The organism is Phyllobacterium myrsinacearum (assembly GCF_002980555.1).
Taxonomy (GTDB): domain Bacteria; phylum Pseudomonadota; class Alphaproteobacteria; order Rhizobiales; family Rhizobiaceae; genus Phyllobacterium; species Phyllobacterium myrsinacearum.
This window is the reverse complement of the sequence record NZ_PVBT01000002.1, coordinates 677941-702548: the sequence shown is the minus strand read 5'-3', so window position 1 is coordinate 702548 and position 24608 is coordinate 677941. Positions and strand designations below refer to the sequence as shown.

At 59.5% G+C, this 24608-nt stretch carries 28 protein-coding genes; 15 read left to right on the top strand and 13 right to left on the bottom strand.

Going from position 1 to position 24608, the window contains the following annotated elements; translation table 11 throughout:
* The first annotated feature begins 164 nt into the window (after positions 1 to 164).
* A complete protein-coding gene (locus tag C5750_RS10150) occupies positions 165 to 1091 on the top strand; it encodes an ABC transporter ATP-binding protein (RefSeq protein WP_105733730.1) in 927 nt (308 codons plus the stop codon).
* Positions 1088 to 1849, top strand: coding sequence for an ABC transporter permease (locus C5750_RS10145; protein ID WP_105733729.1), 762 nt, complete (start codon positions 1088 to 1090; stop codon positions 1847 to 1849). Before C5750_RS10150 ends, C5750_RS10145 begins: the two co-directional genes overlap by 4 nt.
* A 2-nt stretch (positions 1850 to 1851) precedes the next feature.
* Here the strand turns inward: C5750_RS10145 and C5750_RS10140 are convergent, their stop codons facing one another.
* The 3 genes from C5750_RS10140 to C5750_RS10130 all read right to left on the bottom strand — a co-directional run bounded on the left by C5750_RS10140 (position 1852) and on the right by C5750_RS10130 (position 3824).
* Positions 1852 to 2040 carry a hypothetical protein gene (locus tag C5750_RS10140; RefSeq protein WP_105733728.1) on the bottom strand — a complete coding sequence of 63 codons (189 nt, stop codon included), beginning with the start codon at positions 2038 to 2040 and terminating at the stop codon, positions 1852 to 1854.
* Between the two features lie 82 nt (positions 2041 to 2122).
* Positions 2123 to 2545, bottom strand: coding sequence for a hypothetical protein (locus C5750_RS10135; RefSeq protein WP_105733727.1), 423 nt, complete (start codon positions 2543 to 2545; stop codon positions 2123 to 2125).
* A 76-nt stretch (positions 2546 to 2621) separates the two neighbouring features.
* The gene (locus C5750_RS10130) at positions 2622 to 3824 is read right to left on the bottom strand and encodes an MFS transporter (protein ID WP_158531288.1); all 1203 of its coding nucleotides are present in this window, start codon (positions 3822 to 3824) and stop codon (positions 2622 to 2624) included.
* 98 nt (positions 3825 to 3922) lie between these two features.
* On the opposite strand from C5750_RS10130, the gene C5750_RS10125 reads away from it, so the two are divergent.
* Together C5750_RS10125 and C5750_RS10120 are read left to right on the top strand one after the other, a co-directional pair.
* Positions 3923 to 4849, top strand: coding sequence for a LysR family transcriptional regulator (locus tag C5750_RS10125; protein ID WP_105733725.1), 927 nt, complete (start codon positions 3923 to 3925; stop codon positions 4847 to 4849).
* A 240-nt stretch (positions 4850 to 5089) separates the two neighbouring features.
* Positions 5090 to 5797 carry a DUF3053 family protein gene (locus tag C5750_RS10120; protein WP_105733724.1) on the top strand — a complete coding sequence of 236 codons (708 nt, stop codon included), beginning with the start codon at positions 5090 to 5092 and terminating at the stop codon, positions 5795 to 5797.
* On the opposite strand, the gene C5750_RS10115 is transcribed toward C5750_RS10120, so the two are convergent.
* From C5750_RS10115 to C5750_RS10100, 4 genes are read right to left on the bottom strand one after another with little or no spacing between them, the layout of a single operon-like run.
* Entirely contained in the window at positions 5794 to 6852 is a 1059-nt protein-coding gene (locus C5750_RS10115; protein ID WP_105733723.1) for a D-TA family PLP-dependent enzyme, read from the bottom strand. The genes C5750_RS10120 and C5750_RS10115 overlap by 4 nt on opposite strands.
* A gap of 3 nt (positions 6853 to 6855) precedes the next feature.
* The gene (locus C5750_RS10110; protein WP_105733722.1) at positions 6856 to 7737 is read right to left on the bottom strand and encodes a MurR/RpiR family transcriptional regulator; all 882 of its coding nucleotides are present in this window, start codon (positions 7735 to 7737) and stop codon (positions 6856 to 6858) included.
* Position 7738: 1 nt separating this feature from the next.
* A complete protein-coding gene (locus tag C5750_RS10105) occupies positions 7739 to 8806 on the bottom strand; it encodes an ABC transporter ATP-binding protein (protein WP_105733721.1) in 1068 nt (355 codons plus the stop codon).
* Between the two features lies 1 nt (position 8807).
* Positions 8808 to 9599 (bottom strand): SDR family oxidoreductase, encoded by a 792-nt coding sequence (locus C5750_RS10100; RefSeq protein WP_105733720.1) that lies wholly within the window; start codon positions 9597 to 9599, stop codon positions 8808 to 8810.
* 282 nt (positions 9600 to 9881) lie between these two features.
* On the opposite strand from C5750_RS10100, the gene C5750_RS10095 reads away from it, so the two are divergent.
* The 5 genes from C5750_RS10095 (at position 9882) to C5750_RS10075 (ending at position 14782) form a co-directional block, all read left to right on the top strand.
* A complete protein-coding gene (locus C5750_RS10095; RefSeq protein ID WP_425350439.1) occupies positions 9882 to 11111 on the top strand; it encodes an ABC transporter substrate-binding protein in 1230 nt (409 codons plus the stop codon).
* A gap of 97 nt (positions 11112 to 11208) precedes the next feature.
* Positions 11209 to 12078, top strand: coding sequence for a carbohydrate ABC transporter permease (locus tag C5750_RS10090; RefSeq protein ID WP_105733718.1), 870 nt, complete (start codon positions 11209 to 11211; stop codon positions 12076 to 12078).
* Positions 12075 to 12902 carry a carbohydrate ABC transporter permease gene (locus C5750_RS10085; RefSeq protein WP_162800171.1) on the top strand — a complete coding sequence of 276 codons (828 nt, stop codon included), beginning with the start codon at positions 12075 to 12077 and terminating at the stop codon, positions 12900 to 12902. Before C5750_RS10090 ends, C5750_RS10085 begins: the two co-directional genes overlap by 4 nt.
* A 19-nt stretch (positions 12903 to 12921) precedes the next feature.
* A complete protein-coding gene (locus tag C5750_RS10080) occupies positions 12922 to 13290 on the top strand; it encodes a RidA family protein (RefSeq protein ID WP_199538013.1) in 369 nt (122 codons plus the stop codon).
* A 22-nt stretch (positions 13291 to 13312) separates the two neighbouring features.
* Positions 13313 to 14782 carry a M81 family metallopeptidase gene (locus C5750_RS10075; RefSeq protein WP_105733715.1) on the top strand — a complete coding sequence of 490 codons (1470 nt, stop codon included), beginning with the start codon at positions 13313 to 13315 and terminating at the stop codon, positions 14780 to 14782.
* An 18-nt stretch (positions 14783 to 14800) separates the two neighbouring features.
* On the opposite strand, the gene C5750_RS10070 is transcribed toward C5750_RS10075, so the two are convergent.
* Positions 14801 to 15268: a MarR family winged helix-turn-helix transcriptional regulator gene (locus C5750_RS10070; protein ID WP_245421063.1), complete on the bottom strand. Its 468-nt coding sequence runs from the start codon at positions 15266 to 15268 to the stop codon at positions 14801 to 14803.
* A 107-nt stretch (positions 15269 to 15375) separates the two neighbouring features.
* On the opposite strand from C5750_RS10070, the gene hmgA reads away from it, so the two are divergent.
* The 5 genes from hmgA to mazF all read left to right on the top strand — a co-directional run bounded on the left by hmgA (position 15376) and on the right by mazF (position 18982).
* On the top strand, positions 15376 to 16692 hold the full coding sequence (gene hmgA / locus C5750_RS10065) for a homogentisate 1,2-dioxygenase (RefSeq protein WP_105733714.1): 1317 nt from the start codon (positions 15376 to 15378) through the stop codon (positions 16690 to 16692).
* Positions 16689 to 17711 carry a fumarylacetoacetate hydrolase family protein gene (locus C5750_RS10060; RefSeq protein WP_105733713.1) on the top strand — a complete coding sequence of 341 codons (1023 nt, stop codon included), beginning with the start codon at positions 16689 to 16691 and terminating at the stop codon, positions 17709 to 17711. Before hmgA ends, C5750_RS10060 begins: the two co-directional genes overlap by 4 nt.
* Complete coding sequence (gene maiA / locus C5750_RS10055; RefSeq protein ID WP_105733712.1) at positions 17711 to 18355, top strand: maleylacetoacetate isomerase; 645 nt, start codon at positions 17711 to 17713, stop codon at positions 18353 to 18355. Before C5750_RS10060 ends, maiA begins: the two co-directional genes overlap by 1 nt.
* Positions 18356 to 18419: 64 nt before the next feature.
* The gene (locus C5750_RS10050) at positions 18420 to 18662 is read left to right on the top strand and encodes an AbrB/MazE/SpoVT family DNA-binding domain-containing protein (protein WP_199538007.1); all 243 of its coding nucleotides are present in this window, start codon (positions 18420 to 18422) and stop codon (positions 18660 to 18662) included.
* Positions 18662 to 18982: an endoribonuclease MazF gene (gene mazF / locus C5750_RS10045; RefSeq protein ID WP_105733710.1), complete on the top strand. Its 321-nt coding sequence runs from the start codon at positions 18662 to 18664 to the stop codon at positions 18980 to 18982. Before C5750_RS10050 ends, mazF begins: the two co-directional genes overlap by 1 nt.
* Positions 18983 to 18984: 2 nt before the next feature.
* On the opposite strand, the gene hppD is transcribed toward mazF, so the two are convergent.
* On the bottom strand, positions 18985 to 20097 hold the full coding sequence (gene hppD, locus C5750_RS10040; RefSeq protein ID WP_105733709.1) for a 4-hydroxyphenylpyruvate dioxygenase: 1113 nt from the start codon (positions 20095 to 20097) through the stop codon (positions 18985 to 18987).
* 120 nt (positions 20098 to 20217) lie between these two features.
* Between hppD and C5750_RS10035 the strand changes: the two genes are divergently transcribed.
* Positions 20218 to 20679, top strand: a complete 462-nt coding sequence (locus C5750_RS10035) for an Lrp/AsnC family transcriptional regulator (protein ID WP_105733708.1) — start codon at positions 20218 to 20220, stop codon at positions 20677 to 20679.
* Between the two features lie 20 nt (positions 20680 to 20699).
* Here the strand turns inward: C5750_RS10035 and C5750_RS10030 are convergent, their stop codons facing one another.
* From C5750_RS10030 to C5750_RS10015, 4 genes are all read right to left on the bottom strand, one after another.
* Positions 20700 to 21038: a type II toxin-antitoxin system PemK/MazF family toxin gene (locus C5750_RS10030; RefSeq protein ID WP_105733707.1), complete on the bottom strand. Its 339-nt coding sequence runs from the start codon at positions 21036 to 21038 to the stop codon at positions 20700 to 20702.
* Complete coding sequence (locus C5750_RS10025) at positions 21025 to 21243, bottom strand: type II toxin-antitoxin system PrlF family antitoxin (protein WP_105733706.1); 219 nt, start codon at positions 21241 to 21243, stop codon at positions 21025 to 21027. Before C5750_RS10025 ends, C5750_RS10030 begins: the two co-directional genes overlap by 14 nt.
* 68 nt (positions 21244 to 21311) lie before the next feature.
* The gene (gene pdeM, locus C5750_RS10020; protein WP_245421062.1) at positions 21312 to 22010 is read right to left on the bottom strand and encodes a ligase-associated DNA damage response endonuclease PdeM; all 699 of its coding nucleotides are present in this window, start codon (positions 22008 to 22010) and stop codon (positions 21312 to 21314) included.
* 14 nt (positions 22011 to 22024) lie between these two features.
* Complete coding sequence (locus C5750_RS10015) at positions 22025 to 24604, bottom strand: ligase-associated DNA damage response DEXH box helicase (RefSeq protein ID WP_425350438.1); 2580 nt, start codon at positions 24602 to 24604, stop codon at positions 22025 to 22027.
* Between the last annotated feature and the right edge of the window lie 4 nt (positions 24605 to 24608).

The window sequence follows — 24608 nt, the reverse complement described above, 5'->3', positions numbered from 1 at the left end:
GGGTGTTCGCTTTAAGAGGCCTCCTGACTTGTTTTGTCAGGAGGTGGTTTGAAAACCCGTTTGGATCACCATATAAGGAAAACCATTCTTCCAACGACGGTTCATGCCTCCTCATTTATTCTTTCGGAGGCGTCGCAACCGAAAATTCCGTCCGGATAGACCTCATGTCCTCAGCCATATCGGTTTCCAATCTACATAAAACCTATGATTCCGGGTTTGAAGCACTCAAGAACATCAATCTCGACATTCATCATGGCGAGATCTTTGCCCTGCTCGGCCCCAACGGTGCCGGCAAGACAACGCTGATCAGCACCATCTGCGGCATCGTCAATCCAACATCCGGGACGATCCTTGCCGATGGGCACGACATCCAGAAGGATTATCGTGCAGCGCGCACCAAGATCGGCCTCGTCCCGCAGGAATTGACGACGGATGCCTTCGAAACGGTGTGGAACACGGTGAGTTTCAGCCGCGGCCTGTTCGGCAAACCGTCCAAACCCAGCCACATCGAGAAGATTCTGAAAGATCTCTCGCTCTGGGATAAAAAAGACAACAGGATCATCACCTTGTCCGGCGGCATGAAACGCCGCGTCATGATTGCCAAGGCTCTGTCGCATGAACCTGAAATCCTGTTCCTCGACGAGCCGACAGCCGGTGTCGATGTCGAGCTGCGCCGGGACATGTGGAATGTGGTCCGCGCGCTGCGCGAGTCCGGCGTGACCATCATCCTGACAACCCATTACATCGAGGAAGCCGAACAGATGGCGGACCGCATCGGCGTCATCAGCAAGGGCGAGATCATTCTGGTCGAAGAAAAGCACGAACTGATGCGCTCGCTGGGCAAGAAACAGCTTCGCCTGCATTTGCAGGAGGAGCATTCAGCCGTACCGGACACTCTGGCCAAGTACGGGCTCGAACTGGCCGCCAGCGGCAGCGAGCTGATCTACAGCTACGATGCACATGAAGACAAGACCGGCATTGCCTCGCTGCTCAAGGATCTGGACAAGGCAGGCATCGGGTTCAACGACATTCAGACGAAGCAAAGTTCTCTCGAGGAAATCTTCGTCAATCTGGTGAGGGAACGCAAATGAACCTTTACGCGATCCGCGCGATCTATCTCTTTGAAATGCATCGCACTTGGCGCACGATCATGCAGAGCATCATCTCGCCGGTCATTTCCACCAGCCTGTACTTTGTCGTCTTCGGTTCGGCCATTGGCGGGCGTATTCCCGAAATCAACGGCGTCAGCTACGGGGCGTTCATCGTGCCGGGGCTGGTCATGCTGTCGCTGCTGACCCAGAGCATTTCCAACGCCTCCTTCGGCATTTATTTTCCGAAATTTACCGGGACGATCTACGAATTGCTGTCGGCGCCGGTGTCCTATTTTGAAATCGTCATCGCCTATGTCGGCGCGGCGGCGTCGAAATCGATCATTCTCGGCGTGATCATTCTGGCGACGGCGGCCCTGTTCGTGCCGATGCGGATCGAGCATCCCTTTGTCATGGTGCTGTTTCTCGTGCTCACCGCGGTAACCTTCAGCCTGTTCGGCTTCATCATCGGCATCTGGGCCGACGGTTTTGAAAAGCTGCAGCTGGTGCCGCTGATGATCGTCACGCCGCTGACGTTCCTGGGCGGCAGCTTCTATTCCATCGACATGCTGCCGCCGTTCTGGCGCACGGTCACCTTGTTCAATCCGGTCGTTTATCTCATCAGTGGCTTTCGCTGGAGTTTTTACGGCTTGTCCGACGTGCACATCGGAACCAGTCTTGCCATGACATCGGTGTTCCTCATCGTCTGCATCCTGATTGTGCGCTGGATGTTCAAGACGGGGTACAGGCTGAAAAGCTAGGCCTATTCTTCCCAGCGCTGGAAGGGATCGCGATCGTCAGTGGTATGATTGCGCTCCAAGGCACAGAGGAAGCCAGCCGGGATTTCCTCCGTTGTCAGCACGGCAAGGCCGGCCGGATCCGGCTCGACGAGAGGGGCCGGGCCACTTGCCGGCGCTGGCCGCTCGAACAACACTTTGACAGTCGGCCCCATACGCATTTCCCGTGTCCCGCACGCACAAGTTCTGGCGAAGGCCTGCATGATGCAGGAAAGACCGGCCGGGAGTCGAGTCCCATCAGTGGCCCCAGAATCCGTAGACAATGAGTGCCACGAACAGGGTGACGAAGGCGGCAAAGGCGATATGCAGTTTCACCAGGACGCTCTTGGTCCCCGATATTCTGGCGCGCAGCGGCCGGGTCTTTTCGGGACGGGACCGCAGCCGCATCCGCGCCAGCATATCGTCGAGGGCCTTGCACCCGTCAAGCTCATCCTCATGCGAGGCGATGAAACGAAACAGTGCGGCATCAAACAGGAGGTAGCCGGTCAGCGCGAGGGTAATCAGGCCGCCCATCATCATCAGGGGCCACAATCCGGCAAGCACCGCGCCGCCCTTGTCGGCGACGAGTGATGTTGCCACCATCAGGACGCAGGTCAGAACGCCATAGGTCACCGCGCGATGCCTCAGACGATGGGCAAATTCAGCAGCGTCTTCCTCCATGGCGGTCCCTTCCGTCAGCCCCGAATGCACCGCATTCTATGGCTATTCCCGACCGGCCACAATCGGCGCCTTGATCTCACAGCTGAAAGCGGCGGAAGACGTTCCGCAGGAAAAGCGCATTACCGATTGCAACCATCCCTGCAATCGCCACCGGCATAGCGGCGGCCTGCCATCCGCCCGCATCGACCAGGCTGCCCACAACCACCGGCCCGATCATCTGGCCAAGGTTGCTGCCCTGCATCACGAGACCAACGGACATGGCGCCAAGCTGCGGCTCCGGCACGGCCCGCGGTGCGGCCCCCATCATCGCCGAAGGCAGACAGCCGCCAACGCCGGAAAAGACAACGCAAAGACCAAAGAGCAGTCCCGCGGGCAGGGGCAGGAGGAACACGGCGATCCCGGTGACGGTCATGACCGCACTTGCCGCGGCAAGAAGCAGCCATCGCGGCATTCCGCGCCGCAAGGCGATGCCTGCGCCGATATTGCCGGCAATATTGGCGGCAACGGCAAGCGCCGTCATCACGCCAGCTGCCGTATGCGGCACCCCGATGCGTTCAACCAGCAGGACCGGCAGAAAGCTGAACAGGGCAAAGAACTGCAGGCCGTACATGGCGAACATCAGCGCGAGCAGCAGCGGGCCCGCCGACGTGATTGTCCGGCCCGCATTGTTCATGAGGGTTCCGGGGGACAGTCGTGCCCTGTCCGGTGCCTCGCCCGGAACCAAAAACTGCAGCAGAATGGCAAAGAGGCATGCCACCGCCGCATTGGCAAACCAGAACAGGCGCCAGCCGTCAACGGCAAGACCGAGCAGAATTGCCAAGGCGATCCCGGCAGGCATGTAGCAGCTCCAGAAAGCAAAGATCAGATCGCGGTCCTCTCGTGCGGCAACGCGATTGAGAATCGCCGATCCGGCAATCACCACGAAGAGAAGGCCCGTTCCCTCGAGGACCCGGGCCGCCAGCAGGACATGGAAAGTGTCCGTCGACGCTCCGGTCGCGCTTCCCGCCGCGATGGCGACGAGACCGGCAACAATGAGATTTCTGTCGCCAAAACGCGTGATGGCCGCCCCGACAGGAATGCCGCCGATCACCGCCAGCAGGGCAAAGATCGACATCACCCATCCCGCCTGCTCCAGATTGAGGTGAAAATCACTGCGCAGAGCAGGAATGGCAATGGCCGCCTTGCCCACCTGCAGCGCTGCCACCACGCCGCTGGCAATAACGAGACTGGCGGAGATATAATCGGTTCTGGTCACGGGCAAGGTATTGATTTCAGTCATCTCGGATATCCGGCGGGTTGGCAGGACCCCAGGATGACACGGCAGTGTCATCGATGATATTGACAAAATATGCCTCAACATGATCGATTGAGTAGATCATGTTGGATGCGCTGACCCTTGACCAGATGCGGATGTTTGTTGCCGTTACCGAAGCCGGCAGCTTTCGCGCCGCATCCGTGCAGCTGGCGCGGGTGCAATCGGCGGTCAGTCACTCCATCGGCAGCATGGAAGCGCAACTCGGTGTCACGCTGTTTGACCGCTCCGGCCATCGCCCGGTTCTGACCTCGGAAGGCCAGGCCCTTCTTGCCGATATCAGGGCCATCCTGTTGAAGGTCGACACGATGCGGGCCAGGGCACGCGGATTGGGTGAAGGGCTCGAACTCGGTATTTCAATTGCGCTTGACCCGCAATTTCCCATTGAAATCGCCGCGCAGGCGCTGAAAACAATGCAGGATGCCTATCCCTCGGTCGGTGTGCGGCTGACAATCGCGCCCATGGGAGCACCCATCGCGGCCTTGCGCGAACGCCGTTGCACCATGGCGATCATGGCCCTCGACATGCCCGACCCGATGATCGAACTGGAAGAACTCGCCTTTCTCTGGCGGGTCGCTGTCGTTGCACGGCATCATCCCCTGGCGAGCCGGGCTGTAGAGGGCCCGGCCGTGACAGCGGTGGAGCTTGCCGATCACGTCCAGATCGTCGGCGAAGACCCCTCGCGCCTGACCGAAGGGCGTGACTTCCATGTGCTTTCCCCCCGAACCTGGCGGGTCAGCGACAATGACACCAAGCGTGTGCTGATCTTGAGCGGAATCGGCTGGGGCAACCTGCCGATCTGGCTGGTTGAGCGGGATCTGCAGGAGGAGCGGCTGGTGCGTGTGCCTACGGCTGAATATGGCGAGCATGGTGAAACAGTGCTGCGCGCCTACATAGCGCATCGTTCCGACGAACCGCTCGGGCCAGCGTCAAGACTGTTCCGCCGCGCGCTGATCGATCAGGTCCAGCACGGCAAGATGGCGCGGCCCTAGCCTTTCGTGCATTCCATAGCTTCTGGAAAACATCGGCTGTGACAACCACTGCGGTTGTACGCGCCGTCTTTCTCCACTAGGTCCTACCCAGCGATACGATCAATTTTAAGGGAAATGACATTCTTCCCATGCTGGTGCCCAATTTTTACAGCACCACGGGACCCAACAAGGCCGACAGGCCTTATCGCTCAGGCTGCTCGCCTGAGCAGACTTTAAGAAGAAGAAAAGGAAAATTACAAAATGCTAGGATTCCGTTTTGCCATTGCGGCTGCGATGACCATGTTCATGGCCCTCTCGATCTCGGCCTGTTCGGACAACGAGGCCACCCAGCGCAAGGCATTCATCGACTTTCTGCAGACGCGCATTGTCGACAAGAAGGGCGTGAGCGTCCCGCAATTGACCACGGAAGAAACCAAGTCTCTTGGCAGCTATGCAGCACAGTACAAGATCATCACCGATTTTCACGCGGCGATGAACGAAAAGATCAGCAAACCCATGGAAGCCCTTGCCGCCAAAGGCGCAATCACCTCCATCGATGATGCCATGAACCGCAAGGATGACATCAAGGCCGCCTATGCCGGGCTCAGCACGCTGCGCACGACCATGGATGAAGAACAGGGCGTCGCCGACAAGGCTCATGCGGCGCTGAAGCAGCCGGAAGATCTCAAGCCCGTCTTTGACAAGGCCTATGAAAAGACCGTGAGTAATCTTGCCAACACCTACAAGGAAATCTTTCCCGCCACGAGCGAAACCTTCGACATCCTCCTGAAAGTTGTCGATTTCGTCGATCAGCACAAGGACAAGATCACCATCTCCGGCTCGATGTTCGAGGTGTCGGATCCTACGGTGCAGGCGCAATTGAACACCCTGCTCGAGCAGGTCAATGCCAAGGGACAGGCGATGTCCGACGCGCAGCGGAAAATGCGCACGGCCATCTACGGCAATTAACCGACCCGGCCACGCGCGGCGACGGGGGCAATATCGACAACCTCGTCGCCTGATATCAGCACCACGCTGTCGAACAGGTTGGAGACCACGCAGGCATGATTGGGAATGATGCGGACCCGGTCGCCGATCTGCGGCTTCAATGTGCAGGCCGACAGGTCGATCGTCCCGTGCTCCTCGCTGAGCGAGGTGATCACCGCATCGGGAAATTCGACAATCCGCCCGAACCCCTCCATGCCGAACGTATCGCTCGACAGCGATTTTGACCCGGCATCGATGACCGCACGATTGTCGGTGGGGCGGCTGACCACCGTTGCCAGAACGGTGAGGGCGCAATCATCCCACGTGCCCGCATTCTTTGCCACCTGAAACCGGTCCATGTAGATGTAGGTGCCCGGCCGGTGTTCGGTGGCCGCCGTCACCTCGTGAGCGCGCCACATATCGGGCGAACCGCCATTGGAGATGATGCGCGGATCAAGTCCCGCGTCGGCGGCTTTCTGCTTTGCCGCTGCCAGCCACGCCTGATTCTGCGGCACGCCACCCGCCTTCGGATAGGTCATGAAGCCCGCAAAGCGGAGATCTCCGGCGGCATCGATCACCTTTGCCAGCGCAACCGCCGCGTCGGGTGTCTGCACGCCGCAGCGGCCCATCCCCGTATCGCATTCCACCAGAACGTCAAGCGGCTTTGCCGAGCCGGCAAAAGCTGCGGCAAGACCGCTGACGGTTGCAGCGCTGTCCGCCGTCACCGCAATCTTGATACGGTTGTGCAGGGCAACGAGCCGGTCAAGCTTGGCTTTGCCGATAATATTGTAGGGAATGAAAATGTCGGTCAAACCGGCATCGGCCATGACTTCGGCCTCGCCCAGTTTCTGGCAGGTGATACCGACGGCGCCAAGTTCCACCTGCCGTTTGGCAAAGCGCGGCAGCTTGTGCGTCTTGATATGCGGTCGCACGCGCAGCCCATGCGCGTCGGCATAGGCCTGAAAGCGCTGCAGGTTGGCATCGGCCCGGTCCACATCGATAAGGACGGCAGGCGTATCAAGATCGGACAGTTTCAATTTTCAGTCTCCAAGCGGAAGGTTGGGTGCATCGCTCTTTTGCATGCCCTGAAGGTTCTTGATGCGGCGCATGCGCTCCACCGCCGGCGCACCGATTTTCTCCGCCACGCTCATGGCCAGCATGTCGGTGAGGGCAAGCAGGGCATAACGGGCGGGCGAGGGCCGGTAGACATTCGTGCCCTCCTCGATGTGAAAAGGCAAGACCAGTTGCGCGGCCGCCGCCAGGGAGGAATTGGCCGCCGTGAAGGCAATTGTTTTCGCGCCGTAGCGCCCGGCAATGGTCACGGCATCGATGACCGGCCTGACCTCGCCGGACAGGGAATAGGCGACGATGACCGTATCCTTGCTGCTGGTTGCCGCAGTCATCTGCTGCATTTCGCCATCAATATGCGAGGAGGCCGGAAGACCCAGCCGGAACAGCCGGTTTTCAAGCTCGGTCGCGGCCATTGACGAGGCGCCGCCTGATCCGTAGGCACGGACCATGCCGGCTGCCGCAACGATAGCGGCGGCGCGGTCAAGACTGGCCCGGTCGATGAGATTGGTCACCGTCTCAATCGCGCTGACAGCGCTGCTGGCTATGATGGAGGGAACACCATTGCTAGCCGAACCGTCGGCGGTGCTGACCGAAATGAACCGCCCGGCAATCGCCAGGGATTGGGCAAGCCCCACCTTGAAATCACGGGTGCCTTCGAAACCGAGCGTGCGGCAGAAACGGGTGATCGTCGGTTCGCTGACCCCGGCCTTTTCCGCCAGTTTTTCGATGGAAGCATGGGTGGCAAAATCCGCATCCGCCAGAACTGCAGCCGCCACCTTTTGATCGGAACGCTGGCCGTTCTCGGCGATGTCACGCAAGCGGGCAACGATGTCAAAAAGCGGTGAAGCCATGTCAGATCCGGTTTCCGGTTTTCCCGTCAAAGACGTGAACCTTGCCGGAATCGACCGTCAGCATCATCTGGCTGCCCGGTTCCGGCGCAATGCGATCACGGAAAACGGCATGCACATCCACGCCGGCAATCGTGCCGAAAAGATGCGTTTCCGAGCCCGTCGGCTCCACCACGGCCACCTTGTAGGGGAAACCCTGACCGCTTGCGGCCAGGCGGTAATGTTCCGGGCGAATGCCCACTTCAACCGGCTGACCGGAGGCGGCCGTCGTATCGCCAACCGGAATCGTAAAGCCATCCGATGTCCGCATGCGTACCACCCCGTCACCGCGCTCCAGCGTTCCTGGAATAAAGCTCATGGCGGGCGAGCCAAGGAAACCGGCAACGAATTTGTTGGCAGGCCGGTCATACAGTTCCAGCGGCGAGCCGATCTGTTCGATGCGCCCGCCATTCATCACCACGATCCGGTCCGCCATGGTCATGGCCTCGATCTGGTCATGGGTCACATAGACGATGGTTGTCTTCAGCTGCTGGTGCAGCGCCTTGATTTCCGTGCGCATCTGCACGCGCAGCTTGGCATCCAGATTGGACAGCGGCTCGTCGAACAGGAAAAGGTCGGGTTCCCGCACGATGGTCCGGCCCATGGCAACCCGCTGGCGCTGACCGCCAGAAAGCTGGCGCGGCAGGCGGTCGAGATAGTTATGCAGGTTGAGCGTTTCCGCTGCCTTGTTCACCTTGGCATCGATAACGCTTCCCGCCTCGCGCCGGATTTTCGGGCCAAAACCGATATTCTTGCGCGTCGTCATATGCGGGAACAGCGCATAGCTCTGGAAGACCATCGAAATATTGCGCTGCTGCGGCGCGAGGCCATTGGTCAGGCGATCGCCGATCCACAATTCTCCCGAGGAAATATCGTCGAGACCGGCAATCATGCGCAAAAGCGTGGACTTGCCGCAGCCGGAAGGACCGATGAGAACGAGGAACTCACCGTCCCGCACCTCAAGATCGATGCCATGCAGAACGCTCATGGCTCCATAGGATTTGACGAGCTGTTTGATCTGAAGTCCGGCCATGTCAGTCTTCTCCCGCAAGAACGTCGTTGATGAAGCGCAGATTGCCTGACGTCAACCCGGCATCCACGGCCAGTGCCGTGCCTGTTATTCCAGATGCTGCCGAGGACGCCAGAAACAGGGCAGCATGTGCCACTTCTTCCGGCGTCACCATGCGCCCGAGCGGATAATGCGGCAAGACTTTCGCCAGGAGTTCCGGCTGACTGGCCAGGCGATGATCCCATGCGGGCGTGCGCACCGAGCCGGGGCAGACGGCATTGGCGCGGATGCCATGCCGTCCGCGCTCGACGGCCAGCGCCTTCACATAGGAGATCAACCCGGCCTTGGCAGCCGAATAGGCCGGGTTGCCGAAATGCGAGAGGCCGTTGACCGAGGATATGAACACGATATTGCCGCTGCCGCGTTTTGCCATGGCATCGACGACCGGCGCCGTCACATGAAAGGCTCCATTCAGGTTGATCGCAATCTCGCGATCCCAGACATCGCCGTCCACCTGATTGAGTGTTTCGCCGCGGGTGAAGCCGGCATTGTTGACCAGTACGTCAGGCGCACCGTTTTCGCCGATGAAATCACCGACGGCCTTTGCGATGCCGGCGCGGTCCGTGAGTTCAAAAACAAGACGATGGGCGAGGGGCAGGTTTTCCAATGCCGCGTCCGTCCTGTCGGCACCCGAGACGACGGCCCCCGCGGCGGTGAAGGCTGCAATCAATGCCTGGCCGATGCCGCCTCCGGCACCGGTGATCAGCACCTGCCTGCCTTTTAGTCCATAGAAATCATGCAAATTGGGTGAGGTCATTGCGCGTTCATCTGTTCCCGTATCATTGGCCCGCTTCTGCGGACAATCTCCAGCGGATTCTGCCCGCCTTTCGCCCAGCTAATGGCGATGCGTGAAAAAAAGCAACATAAAAATACGCGAAACCGATGCAAAATTCGCTTGCATGAAATTAAATTACATTTGAAGATAGAGAGGCTGGTTGGAAGAAGCGGCTTGCGGGAGGCGAAGGAGCCTACCCGCCGAAGACGGTTCGCGGACACAAACAAACGCCGTGTGACTGCGGCGATAACAAGGGGAATGACAATGACGTTCAAACAGAAACTATGCCTTCTTGCCGGAGCAAGCATTGTTGCCTTCAGCAGCAGCGCCTTTGCCGCAAGCACGGTGCGCGTCACCATCGCCGAATACAGCAAGGGCACGGGCCCGTATTTCCAGGAAGCGGCCAAGGCGTTTGAAGCCGCCAATCCCGATGTCAAAATCCAGATCGAAGTCGTGCCATGGGACAGCCTGCAGCAGAAGCTGACCACCGATATTTCGGCCGGTGCCAATGCCGATCTTTCCATCATCGGCACCCGCTGGCTGCTCGACTATGTGTCGGAAGGCATCGTTGCACCACTCGATGAGCACATCAAACCGGAATTCAAGGCCCGCTTCATCGACACGTTCCTGACACCGTCGGTCATGAACGGCAAGGTCTACGGTCTGCCGGTCGCCGCTTCGGCCCGCGCGATGTACTACAACAAGGACATTTTCGCCAAGGCCGGCATCAGCGCGCCGCCAGCGACATGGGCTGACTTCAAGACCGATGCGGAGAAGATCAAGAAGCTCGGCGGAGAAACCTATGGTTTCGGCCTGCAGGGCAAGGAAATCGAGACAGACGTCTATTTCTACTACGGCATGTGGTCGAACGGCGGCGAGATCGTCAAGGACGGTAAATCCGGCCTGGATTCAAAAGCGGCCATCGATACCGCCAAGCTTTACAAGAGCTTCATCGACGAGGGCCTGACCCAGCCGGGCGTGACCTCCTATTCGCGTGAAGACGTGCAGAACCTGTTCAAGCAGGGCAAGGTGGCAACGGTCATCACCGCACCGTTCCTGTCCGGCCAGATCAAGACCGAAGCGCCGAAGCTCAATTATGGCGTGGCGCCCATTCCCGCCGGTCCGGGCGGCGACAAGGGCACCTATGGCGTGACCGATTCCATTGTTCTGTTCGAGAATTCCAAGAACAAGGAAGCGGCCTGGAAGTTCCTCGACTTCATCTTCACCACGGAACAGCGCACCAAGTTCGACAAAGTCGAACACTTCCTGCCGGTCAATGCGGAAGAAGCAAAGGATCCCTATTTTGCGGATGATGCCGATCTGAAGGTCTTCACCTCGCTGCTGCCAAACGCCCGATTTGCGCCGGTCATTCCGGGCTGGGAGGACATCGCCAAGACAACCTCCAATGCCGTGCAGAAGATCTATCTCGGCCAGGGCGAGGCCGAGGCGACACTGAAGGAAGCGGCCGCCAAGATCAACGCGACGCTGAAATAAGCCGGGCACGGGAGAGCAGCATCCGCCGCTCTCCCCACCCGTCCTTCAGACGCCATATTCTCCGGTCCCAAATTCTCCGGTCAAGGAACGCACGCTTATGCAACGGGCAACGGCCCCCTATTTCCTCATTCTGCCAAGCTTCATCCTGGCAGCCGCCATCATTCTCTGGCCGCTGAAGGAGATCGTTTCGCTGTCGCTGCATGACGTGAACCGCTTCGGCATGCTGCGCGAATTCGTCGGGCTTGAGCATTTCCGCGTGCTGTTCGCCGATCCGGATTTCATCGCCGCCACCTGGCGCACCCTGATCTGGACCGCCTGCGTCGTGCTCGGCACGCTGATCGTGTCGGTCCCCATCGCGCTGATCCTCAACGAGGATTTCTATGGCCGCGGCATTGCCCGCATCCTCATCATGCTGCCCTGGGCGATCTCGCTGACCATGACCGCCGTGGTCTGGCGCTGGGCGCTCAATGGTGAAAGCGGCATGCTGAACTCGGCGCTGCGTGACCTTGGCCTGATCGGCAGCAATATCCAGTGGCTGGCCGAGGCATCCACGGCCTTTCCGATGCAGATCCTGATTGGCATTCTCGTCTCGGTGCCGTTTACCGTCACCATTTTCCTCGGCGGCCTGTCGTCGGTTCCCGATGATCTCTATGAGGCGGCCGCAACGGAAGGGGCAGGGCGCTGGGATCAGTTCCGCCTGATCACGCTTCCCCTGTTACGGCCCTTCATCAACATCGCGTTCGTGCTCAACACGATCTACGTCTTCAACTCCTTCCCGATCATCTGGGTAACCACGCAGGGCGGGCCTGCCAATTCGACCCATATTCTCGTGACCTATCTCTACGAGCTCGGCTTCCGCCTGGGACGCCTCGGCGAGGCGGCGGCGATCTCGCTGATCATGTTCGCCATCCTTCTGGTCTTCACGCTCATCTATGTGCGGCTGGCCATGCGCGAGGAGAAGCCATGATGAACGCCAAGCTCAAGCGCTCGATCCTGTTCTGGCTGTTCCTGTCGCCCATCGTGGTGGTGATTCTCTTTCCCTATGTCGTCATGACGATCACGTCACTCAAATCGGCAACCGAAGTGCTCAACCCCACCTGGTGGCCGGAAGAGCTGCACTGGCAGAACTTTTCGGAGATGTGGCAGACCTCGGGCATTGCCTCGGCGCTTGCCAATTCGCTCTATGTGTCGACGCTGTCGACCCTGCTGACAATCATCGTCTCCATTCCTGCCGCCTATGCCCTCAGCCGCTACCAGTTTGCCGGCCGCAACGCCTACCGGCAGTTCCTCCTTGTCTCGCAGATGCTGTCGCCCATTGTGCTGGTCATCGGCCTGTTCCGGCTCGTCGCCAATGCCGGGATGATCGACAACTTGAACGTGCTTGTCATCATCTACACCGGCTTCAACATCGCCTTCTGCGTATGGATGCTGCAAAGCTATTTCTCCACCATCCCGCGCGATCTTGAAGAGGCCGCGTGGATGGAAGGGGCAAATCGCTGGCGCACGCTGCGCAGCGTCTTCCTGCCGCTTGCCGTCCCCGCAATGGTCGTCACCGCCATCTTCACCTTCATCAATGCCTGGAACGAGTTCGTCATCGCGCTCACCATGCTGCGCAAGGAGGAGAATTATACCCTGCCGATCCGCGTGCTGTCGCTTGTCGCCGGCCGTTACACGGTCGACTGGCACTACGTCATGGCTGCGGCATTTGTGGCATCCGTCCCGGTCGCCATTCTCTTTGCGTGGTTGCAGCGCTATCTCGTGCGCGGGCTTTCCATCGGCGCCGTCAAATAATCAAGCACAGGAATTGAACATCATGACAAAACAGCATTTCGGATCATCACATGTGCCGCTGTCACCGGCCGTCCGCGCCGGAGATTTCATCTACATTTCCGGCCAGGTCCCGGTCGGCGGCGATGGCACGGTCATCACAGGCGGCATCGAGGCGCAGACAAGGCAGGTGATGGAGAACATCAAGGCAGCGTTGGCACTGGCCGGCGCGGATCTGTCCGATGTGGTGAAGACCTTTGTCATTCTCGAAGATGCGCGCGAGTTCGCCGCCTTCAACAAGACCTACGCGGCCTATTTTCCGCAGAACCCGCCAGCACGCACAACGATTGAATCGCGTCTGATGATCGATATCAAGATCGAAATCGAAGCCATTGCCTACAAGCCCCTCTGATATATAAAGAACAGGCATTTTCATGCGCATCTTCACCGCATCCCTTGCGACGGAAACCAATACGTTTTCGCCTGTACCAACCGACCGTGCCAGTTTTGAAATGGCCTTCTATGCGGCCCCCGGCGAACATCCGGAAACACCGACGCTGTGCTCGGCCCCCATGGTGGTTCTGCGCCGCCGCGCGCGCGAAGAGGGTTTTGAACTCATCGAGGGCACCGCGACCTGGGCCGAACCCGGCGGGCTTTTGCAGCAGCGGGCTTACGAGGAACTGCGCGACGAAATTCTCGGCCAGCTGCAGGCGGCCATGCCTGTCGACGCCGTCATTCTTGGCCTGCACGGGGCGATGGTCGCCCAGGGCTATGATGATTGCGAAGGCGATCTGCTCGAGCGCATCCGCGCGATTGTCGGCCCTGACGTGCTCATTGCGTCGGAGCTTGATCCGCACAGCCATCTGACACGCAAACGCGTCGAAAATTCGAATATTCTCGCTGCCTTCCTTGAATTCCCGCATACGGATTTTTACGAGCGCGGCGAACACGTCGTCGATCTCGCGCTGCGCACGCTGCGGGGTGAAATCAAGCCGGTCATCTCTACCTTCGATTGCCGCATGATCGGGGTTTTCCCGACCAGCCGCGAACCGATGCGTTCCTTCGTCGACCGGATTCATTCCATGCAGGGCAAGAACAACATTCTCTCCATCTCGCTGATCCACGGTTTCATGGCGGGCGATGTGCCGGAACTCGGCACGCAGGTCATGGTCGTCACCGACAATGATGCAGCGCGCGGCGCGGCGCTGGCCGAATCCCTCGGCATGGAAATCTTTGGCATGCGCGGGCGCACCGCCATGCCGATGCTGGGGACCGAGACAGGCCTCGACAAGGCCGCCGCCCTCGCCGCAAAGAAGACGGGAAAGCCGGTGGTTGTCGCCGATGTCTGGGATAATCCGGGCGGCGGCGTTGCCGGTGACGGCACGCTGATCCTGCGCCGCATCATCGAGCGCGGCATCGATAATGTAGCCGTGGCAACGATCTGGGATCCGGTTGCCGTCACCTTCTGTCTCGCAGCCGGTGAGGGCGCACGAATCCAGCTGCGCTTCGGCGGCAAGGCAGGTCCCGATGGCGGCGCACCGATCGATGCCCGGGTGGACGTCGTGAGGGCCGTGCAGGAAGGCTGGCAGAGTTTCGGCAAGAGCCGGGTCACACTCGGACCGGCTGCGGTCATCCGCCTTGAAGGCACGGATATCGAGGTCATCCTCAATACAAACCGGACCCAGACGTTCGAGCCCGACATTTTTTCCAATCTCGGCATCGAACCCGCGTCCAAGAACATCCTGCTGGTCAAGTCGACCAACCATTTTCATGCAGGCTTCGAGCCGGTCGCGGCAGAGATCATCTATATCGATGCCGGCGCGCCCTATCCGTCCAACCCGAAGAAAACCGACTACCGGAAATTGTCGCGCGAAATCTGGCCACGGGTCGAAATGCCGTTCTGACCAGCACGCAACCTGCCGCTACCGGCCCTGCCGGTAGTAGGCTTCCAGCGCCGACAACCCCGCCTTCAGCTCTGCAGCGCCGCGTTCGCCGAGCCGGGCAAACAGTTCCGTCTCATAGCCATGCGCCATCGTCGCCAGATGCTGATACGCCTTGCGCCCGGCCGGTGTCAGTTCCAGATGTTCGGTCCGCCGGTCGGCTTCGTCGCGCTTGCGCTTGAGCCAATGGCGCTGCTCCAGTGAAAACACCGCCCGGCTGACCTTCGTCTTGTGCATGGATGAATGCGCGCCGATGGCCGTCGCCGACAGCGCACCGAACTGGCCAAGCGTTGCCAGCGTGCGCCATTCCGGCCGCGTCAGGCCATATTCATCGCGATATTGGCTGGCAAAGCGCTGACTGATCGCCTCCGCCGCCTTGTTCAGCCGGTAGGGAATGAAATCCTCCAGCACCAGCGGCGGCATTGCCGCCTCGCTCTGTTTCCCGGTCATTTGATCTCCTTTGCCGTTGATAGTTACAAAAAAGATCGTCACAAATGCAACTAAATAGATCGGCGGCGTTCTCCGCCGGTATGTTCGAATGATCGGGAGGATTGATCATGACCCTTCACTACATGCCGGGCTTCGGCAATGATTTCGAAACAGAATCGCTTCCCGGCGCGCTGCCGCAGGGTCAGAATTCGCCGCAGCGCTGCGCCTATGGGCTTTATGCGGAGCAACTGTCCGGCTCCCCCTTCACCGCACCGCGCGGGATCAACGAACGGTCCTGGCTTTACCGCATCCGGCCGTCGGTCAAACATTCCGGACGTTTCACGCCCGCGTCGCGCAAGGATTGGAAGACCGCGCCCAATCTCGACGATCATCAGCTCCCCATCGGTCAGCTGCGCTGGAACCCGACACCCATGCCGAAGGAACCGGTGAATTTCATCGACGGCATCCGCACCATGACCACGGCCGGCGATGTGCACGGCCAGGCCGGTATGGCCGCCCATGTCTATGCGTTCAACCGCGACATGGAGGACGACTATTTCTTCAACGCCGACGGTGAAATGCTGCTGGTGCCGGAAAAGGGCCGTCTGCGGGTATTCACCGAGATGGGCATCATCGAGATCGAGCCCTCGGAAATCTGCATCATCCCGCGCGGTATGGTGTTCAAGGTTGCAACGCTTGACGGTGAGGCCCGCGGCTATATCTGCGAAAATTATGGCGCGAAATTCGCGCTGCCGGATCGCGGACCAATCGGCGCCAATTGCCTCGCCAACCCGCGCGATTTCAAGACGCCGGTCGCCGCCTATGAGGACAAGGAAACCCCGTGCCGCCTGCATGTGAAATGGTGCGGCAAGTTCTATCGGACGGATCTCGGCCATTCCCCGCTTGATGTGGTGGCATGGCATGGCAATTACGCGCCGTATAAGTACGACCTGCGCACCTTTTCGCCGGTAGGCGCCATCCTCTTCGACCATCCCGATCCGTCGATCTTCACGGTACTGACCGCGCCATCGGGCGAGGAGGGCACCGCCAACGTCGATTTCGTCATCTTCCCGCCGCGCTGGCTCGTGGCCGAGCACAGTTTCCGCCCGCCCTGGTACCATCGCAACATCATGTCGGAATTCATGGGATTGGTTTATGGTCAGTACGACGCCAAGGAGGAGGGCTTTGTTCCAGGCGGCATGAGCCTGCACAACATGATGCTGCCGCACGGACCGGATACAATGGGCTTCAACAAGGCATCGACCGTGGAACTGAAACCGCACAAGCTGGAGAATACCCTGGCCTTCATGTTCGAAACCCGTTTCCCGCAGCATCTCACCCGGTTTGCAGCGGAACTCGACTCGCTGCAGGACAATTATGCCGATTGCTGGACGGACCTGAAGAAGCGGTTCAACGGCACACCCGAAGGAGACTGGTCCGAATGAAGCTTGCATCTTTGAACAACGGAACGCGGGACGGCAAGCTCGTCATCGTGTCCAGGGATTTGACCCGTTTCACCGATGCGTCGTTTCTCACGCCCACCCTGCAATCCGCGCTCGACAACTGGGCGCGCATTGCCCCGCATCTGGAAGCGCTGGCCGAAAGTCTCGACCATGGAGCTGTCCCCTCCGAGCGCTTTCACGAACATGAGGCGTTGTCGCCATTGCCGCGCGCCTTTCAGTGGGCCGATGGATCGGCCTACGTCAACCATGTCGAACTGGTGCGCAAGGCCCGCGGAGCGGAGATGCCGGAGAGCTTCTGGACCGATCCGCTGATGTATCAGGGCGGCTCCGACAGTTTTCTCAGCCCCCGCGCGCCGATCGTCATGGCGGACGAAGCCTATGGCATCGACATGGAAGGCGAAGTGGCCGTCGTCGTCGGCGATGTGCCCATGGGCGCAACAACCGATCAGGCACGCAGCGCCATCCGTCTCGTCATGCTGGTCAACGATGTCAGCCTGCGCGGTCTGATCCCGGCGGAACTCGCCAAGGGTTTCGGTTTCTTCCAGTCGAAACCGTCTTCGGCTTTCTCGCCGGTTGCAGTCACGCCGGATGAACTGGGCGAGGCCTGGGACGGCGGCAAGGTGCATCTGCCGCTGAGTGTCGACTATAACGGCAAGCCATTCGGCCGCGCCAATGCCGGCGTCGACATGACCTTTGATTTCCCCGTTCTCATCGCCCATGCCGCCAAAACCCGCCCGCTGTCGGCGGGAACGATCATTGGCTCCGGCACCGTCTCCAACAAACTGGATGGCGGACCGGGCAAACCTGTCGCGGAGGGAGGAGCGGGTTATTCCTGCATTGCGGAAATCCGCATGATCGAAACAATCAATCACGGCGCCCCAAAGACGGCATTCATGCAGTTTGGCGATACCGTGCGCATTGAAATGAAAGACAAGGACGGTCATTCCGTCTTCGGTGCGATCGAGCAGCAGGTGACGCGTTATCAAACGGACACTGCGTGATGAGCGGGCTCATCCTCTTCGATTATTGGCGCTCGTCGGCAAGCTACCGGGTGCGGATAGCGCTGCAAAGCCTCAAGCTGGAATACGCCACCGTTCCCGTCAATCTGCTGAAGGGCGAGCACAAACAGCCGGATAATCTGAGCCGCAACCCGCAAGGCCTCGTTCCGACATTGGCCATGGACGGCCGGATGATGACTCAATCCCTGGCCATTATCGAATATCTCGACGAGATTTACCCGGATGCGGGATTTCTGCCTCCTGATCCTGCAGGCAGGCAGCGTGTGCGGGCGCTGTCCTATGCCATCGCGATGGATATTCACCCGGTCTGCAACATGAATGTTGTTGCGCATGTCATGGATATCACCGGAGATGGCGATGCAGCGCGCAACACCTGGATGCAGAAGTTCATCGCAGAAGGACTGGGGGCCTTCGAACGGCTCCTCGACTCTCCCGATACCGGCAAGTTCTGCCATGGCGACAAGCCGGGCATGGCCGATTTCTGCCTGGTTCCGCAGGTTTACAATGCACACCGCTGGGGGGCCGATATCGCAGGGCTGAAACGGGTGAATGCCATCTCCAGGCGCTGCGAAAAACTCAAGGCTTTTGCAGCGGCCCATCCGGATAAGGCAAGGCCTGACGTATAGACATTGTTGACACATCGAACTGCACAAACTACTGTATCAACAATGATGATACATGGAGTTGATCATGCGTGTAACCGTGAAGAAATGGGGGAACAGCGCTTCGGTGCGTATCCCGGCCGCTGTCATGACCGCGGCCCGGCTGCAACTCGATACGGTGGTTGATGTGCGTGAGGAAGACGGCCTGATCATCATCGAGCCAGTCCGCCAAACCGAGTATGACCTGGATCAGCTGATCGAGGGCGTCACATCCGAAAACATGCACTCCGAGGCCGACTTTGGCGCTGCTGTCGGCAAGGAATCCTTCTGATGCCGGCCTATGTACCTGATGCCGGTGACATCGTGTGGCTGCACTTCAATCCTCAGGCCGGCCATCGTCCCGCCGTTGTACTCAGCCCCGCCAGTTATAATGGCAAGACCGGTCTGATGCTCTGCTGCCCCATGACCACACAGATCAAGGGGTATCCGTTCGAAGTGCTGATCGCAGGTGACCGGCCGGGCGCCGTTCTTGCCGATCAGGTCAAGAGCCTCGATTGGCGCGTTCGCCGCGCATCGCAAAAGGGCAAGGTTTCGGCAACAGAGCTTGCCGAAATCCGCAGCAAGGCCGCCGCGCTCATCGGCAAGCGCTGATTTTATTCCGCGGCAGCGACCTTGATCACGCCGCGGCGGATCTGATCTTCTTCGATCGACTCGAACAGGGCGCGGAAATTGCCTTCACCAAAGCCTTCATCGCCCTTGCGCTGGATGAACTCGAAGAAGATCGGGCCGATAACGGTCTTGGAGAAAATCTGCAGCAGGATTTTTGTCATGCCGCCGTCGATCACGCCTTCGCCATCGATGAGAATGCCGTGCTTCTTCATCCGCTCGATCGGCTCGTCATGACCATGCACGCGCTCATGCGACATGTCGTAATAGGTCTCGGGCGGGCCGGGCATGAATTTGAGGCCATTGTCCGCGAGTTTGTCCGTTGCGTCGTAAATGGCTTCCGTCCCAACGGCGATGTGCTGGATGCCTTCGCCCTTGTACTTGCGCAGATATTCCTCGATCTGGCTCTTGTTGTCCGTTGATTCATTCAGCGGAATGCGGATCTTTCCGCAAGGGGAGGTGATGGCGCGCGACACCAGGCCCGTCAGCTTGCCGGCAATGTCGAAGAAGTGAATCTGCTTGAAGCCGAAGAGTTCCCGGTAGAATGCCCACCACTTGTCCATATTGCCGCGATAGACATTATGGGTGAGGTGGTCGAGATAATAGAACCCGACACCTTCCGGCTTCGGGTCGCGTTCGCCCAACCACTCAAATTCGTCGTCGTAGACCGAGCCCTTCTCACCATATTTTTCGATGAAATACAGCATCGACCCACCGATACCGACGATGGCGGGAACATCGATTGTCTTGTCATCGCCGGTGTAGGGTGTCGCGCCCTTGGCAACCGCATGCTCGAAGGCATGCTTGGCATCGACTACGCGCCAGGCCATGGACGGCGCACACGGACCATGCTCGCCGACAAATTTCGTTGCATGGGAATTGGGTTCGGCGTTGAGGATGTAGTTGATGTCGCCCTGACGCCAAAGCGTCACATTCTTGGAGCGGTGCCGCGCAACGGGCATGTAGCCCATCCGGGTGAAGAGTTCTTCCAGCTTTTCCGGCTCCGGATGCGAGAACTCGACAAACTCAAAACCATCCGTTCCGGCAGGATTGTCCTTGCTGATCGTGGCGACCGGTGCGTCGTGCGGAAATGGGCCCATGGCATCCTCCTCTGGCTTTGCGCATTATCGCGCAAACACCATGCAAAGTGTTTGCATTTCAACGCTCCCCAGAGGCATAATATGCATGTTTCGTGCACATCATTATCAAGGAAAGCATGAATGGAGCAACTTGACGCGTTTGACCGCAAAATACTGTCTTCCCTGCAGGAGGACGGGCGACTCACGAACAATGAACTTTCCGAGCGGATCAATCTGTCCGCCTCGCAATGCTCGCGCCGCCGGTCGCGGCTGGAGGAGGAGGGATTCATTCGCGGCTACAGGGCGGAAATCGATCGCGAAAAGCTGGGGCTTGGCATCGTCAACATCATCTCGGTCACGCTTGCGACCCATAACAGGGACAATGCCCGCCGCTTTTCCGATCTCATTTCCAAGCTGCCGGAAGTGATGGAAGCCCATGCGCTGACCGGGGAGATGGATTATTTCATCAAGGTGGTCACACCCGATCTGCGGGCGCTCTCGGCTTTCGTCAACGACGTGCTGCTGCCGCATGAGTCCGTGCAGAACGTCAAGACCGCCATTGTGCTGGACACATTGAAGGAAGATGGCAGGCTGCCGATTTGAATGCAGAACTGACAGAATTGCTATTTGCTCAGGATGGAGGCAACCACACGCCTGACATCATTCAGTGTTTCCATTGCAACCTGTCCCAGCTTGTCCGCATGAGCCGCTTCTATGGTCGCAATCTTAAGCGGCCGGATGACGGAGGCAACGGGAAGACCACTTTCCGCATGATGGGGGATGAAAACATCTCCCACCCAGGATTTGTTTTCAGCACTGGTAATCATCAGCACCCAAAGAAGGTTGGCATCTTCACCGATGGCGCCATCCGAGATGACAAGCGCAGGCCGGTGCTGGCGCGTGTTGCGGTCCGTGTATGGAAACGGTACGCGGACGATATCGCCGGATTTAAAGGTCTGCATAGGCTTTTCTGTCCGCAGGGCTGTCCCACTCCACGAATGTTGCAAAGGGATCATCGCCTTGAGCACTGGCTTCCACTCGCATGAGAATGACCCGCCCCTCTTCAATCCGATAGGCAATTTCATCGCCTGGATTCAATTTCAGCGCCACACGTACCGCCTGCGGTATGGTCGTCTGAGCTTTGCTCGTCATTTTGCTGGTGATCATGGGTCACTCCTTTGCAGCTCATATGTAAGGAATTTCCTTACCAACTGCAAGAGCAGCCAGCGGATGCCTCAAGGATACAGCGTCTTGCGCAGCATGGGGTAAACCCTGGCGTGGCCCAGCATATAGGCCTTGAGGCTATTGCTGTCGAACAGGCCATGAAAGGCCCGGCCGAGGATATTGAGCCCGCCGGTATAGGCGCCGAAGGCCGGCATGATCATGCGGGTGTGGTCGGTGACGAAGCAGCGCCGCTGCACGGACTGGCCGCGCCGCACCACCTTGGCCGCCGGATGCAGATGCCCGGCGATTTCGCCCCGCGATGCGGTTTTTGACGGTTCGTGGCGGAACACCAGCGCGCCGAAAGCCAGTTCGGTATAGGTTTGGCCGGGAAGATCGGCCGGATGCTCCGGATCGTGATTGCCCGTGATCCAGATCCAGTCGCGGCCATGCATCAAGCTAGCCAGCTGTTCTGCATAGATGGCGGGCAGCCGGGCAGCGGCGTCACCATCGTGAAAACTGTCGCCGAGACTGATGACACAGGCAGGGTGATAGCGGGCGATGCTTGCCGCCAGCGCCTTCAACGTCGACGCGGTATCATAGGGCGGCAGCATCATGCCGCGCCGGGCGAAAGACGAGCCTTTTTCGAAATGCAGATCCGAGACGATCAGGATGCGATCGGCCTCCAGATAAAGCGCACCGGATGGATCGCATAGGACGGTGTGACCGGCGATATCGGTCTCGACCGCGCCGTGCAGCATTGTCCGTGTCATATGAACCGCCAGATTCATGTCCGTTCCATCATCTCGCGGGTCAGTTCGTCGGCGATCTCTTCGAGCAGCGTTTCATGAGCCTCTCCCGGAACACGCTCCTTGCCGATTTCCATCATCACGGGAACGGCGAGCGGCGATATCCGGTCAAGATCCCTGTGAATGATATGACCCTTGATTCGTGCCAGCATATCGGCAAGGCGGCGAATGTCGAGGAGCCCGGTGGCCGCATCGGCGCGTGTGGCCTGAATGAGAATGTGATCGGGCTCATGCATGCGCAGGACGTCATAGATGAGATCGGTCGAGACGGTCACCTGCCGCCCGGTTTTTTCCTGGCCCGGATGGCGTTTCTCGACAAGGCCGGAGATCAGGGCACAATTGCGGAACGTGCGCTTCAGCATCCAGCTTTCCGACAGCCACGCCTCAAGATCATCGCCCAGCATGTCCTCGTCGAAAAATTCGGAAAGCGGCAGCTCGCCGTTCCCAAACATGCGGCCCATGTCGCGCAGGCCCCAGATCGACAGTGCATAGTCCGTGGCGACGAAGCCGAGAGGCCGGGCCTTGGCCCGCTCCATCCGCCGGGTCAGCAGCATGCCGAGGGTCTGGTGCGCCAGCCGCCCCTCAAAGGGATAGATCACCATGTAATAGCGCTCACCCCGCGGGAAGGTCTCGACCAGCAGGCTGCCGGGATCGGGCAGCACGGATTTTTCCTTCTGGATTCTCAGCCAGTCGCTGACCTGATCGGGCAGGGCGCCCCAGCGATCCGGATCGGCCAGCATGGCGCGCACCTGATCGGCGAGATAGGTGGTCAGCGGGAATTTTCCGCCGGCATAGGCGGGGATTTTGGCGTCAAAACCTTCGGCGTTGGAAACAAGGCATTCGTTCTCGCGAATGCCTTCAAAACGCAGCACCCGCCCGGAGAAGAAGAACGTATCGCCCGGCGACAGGGCTTCGAGAAACGACTCTTCCACCTTGCCGAGCACCGGGCCGCCGCGCGCATTGCCACCCTTGCCGCGCTGGCGGGTGAGCCGCACATTCAGACTGGGCGCCTCGATAATGGTGCCGACATTCAGCCGGTATTGCTGGGCAATGCGCGGGTGCGTTACACGCCATGTCCCATCGGCGGTCTGGCGGATTTTGGCGAAGCGTTCATAGCTTTTCAGGGCATAACCGCCGGTGGCGACGAAATCGACAATCCGGTGAAACGTTTCACGCGGCAAGCCCGCATAGGGCAGGGCCGTGGTTATCTCCTCAAAAAGCGCATCCGCATGAAACGGTTCAGCGCAGGCCATGCCGAGAATATGCTGGGCCAGCACATCCAGCGAACCCTCGCCGAGCGGCGGCGTATCCTGGGCACCGAGATAATTGGCATCGAGCGCCGCCTGGCATTCCATCACCTCGAACCGGTTGGCCGGAACCAGGATGGCGCGCGAGGGTTCGTCCATCCGGTGGTTGGAACGGCCGATGCGCTGCGCCAGCCGGCTCGCCCCCTTCGGCGCGCCCACATGGATGACGAGATCGACATCCCCCCAGTCGATGCCCAGATCAAGCGTCGAGGTGGCGACGACTGCACGCAGCGCATTGCTGGCCATGGCCTGCTCGACCTTGCGCCGCTTGCTGACATCGAGCGAGCCGTGATGCAGCGCGATTGGCAGATTATCGTCATTGGCCATCCACAGATCGTGGAACAGGCGCTCCGCCTGGCTGCGGGTATTGACGAAAATGAGCGTGGTCTGGTGGCGTTTGATCGCCTCGTAAATGCCCGGCAGCGCATAAACGGCTGAATGGCCGGCCCACGGAATGCGGTCGGATGTTTCAAGAATGGTGATATGGGGTTTCGCACCGCCTTCGACCTTGACAAGGCTGGCCATGGGCCTGCCTTCCAATTGCGGCAACAGCCAGCGCCGCAGCGCGTCCGGGTCGGCAACGGTTGCGGAAAGCCCGATGGTCTGCACACCGGGCTGCAATTTGCGCAGCCGTGCCAGTCCCAGTGACAGGAGGTGCCCGCGTTTGGAGGTTACCAGCGAATGCAGTTCGTCAAAGATGACGTAACGCAAATCCGCGAAGAACCGCCCGGCATCCTTATTGGCAATCAAAAGGGCAAGCTGCTCCGGCGTGGTCAGGAGGATATCCGGCGGAACAAGCTTCTGTCGCTGCCGCTTATAGGCGGGGGTATCGCCGGTGCGGGTTTCGATGGTGATATCAAGGCCGATCTCCTCGATGGGCCGGGCCAGATTGCGCTCGATATCGACGGCCAGCGCCTTGAGCGGCGAGATGTAGAGCGTGTGAATGCCACGGCTGGCATTGTTGCTCTTGCCGCGTGTCGCCAGATCAACCAGCGCCGGCAGGAAACCCGCCAACGTCTTGCCTGCGCCCGTCGGTGCGATGAGCAGGGTCGAACGGCCGGCCTGCGCCTCCTCCAGCAATTCCAGCTGATGCGCGCGCGGCGACCATCCCTTGGCCTGAAACCAGTCCAGGAAAGGTTTTGGCAGGAGAGAACTGCCTTCGATAAAAAGGGGCTTTGTCTTGGTGCTCACAGGAGCGAATGTAATGGCGCGCAAGGAAAGCGCCAAGTTTTCTTTCGCGGTTTTCAGCATTTGC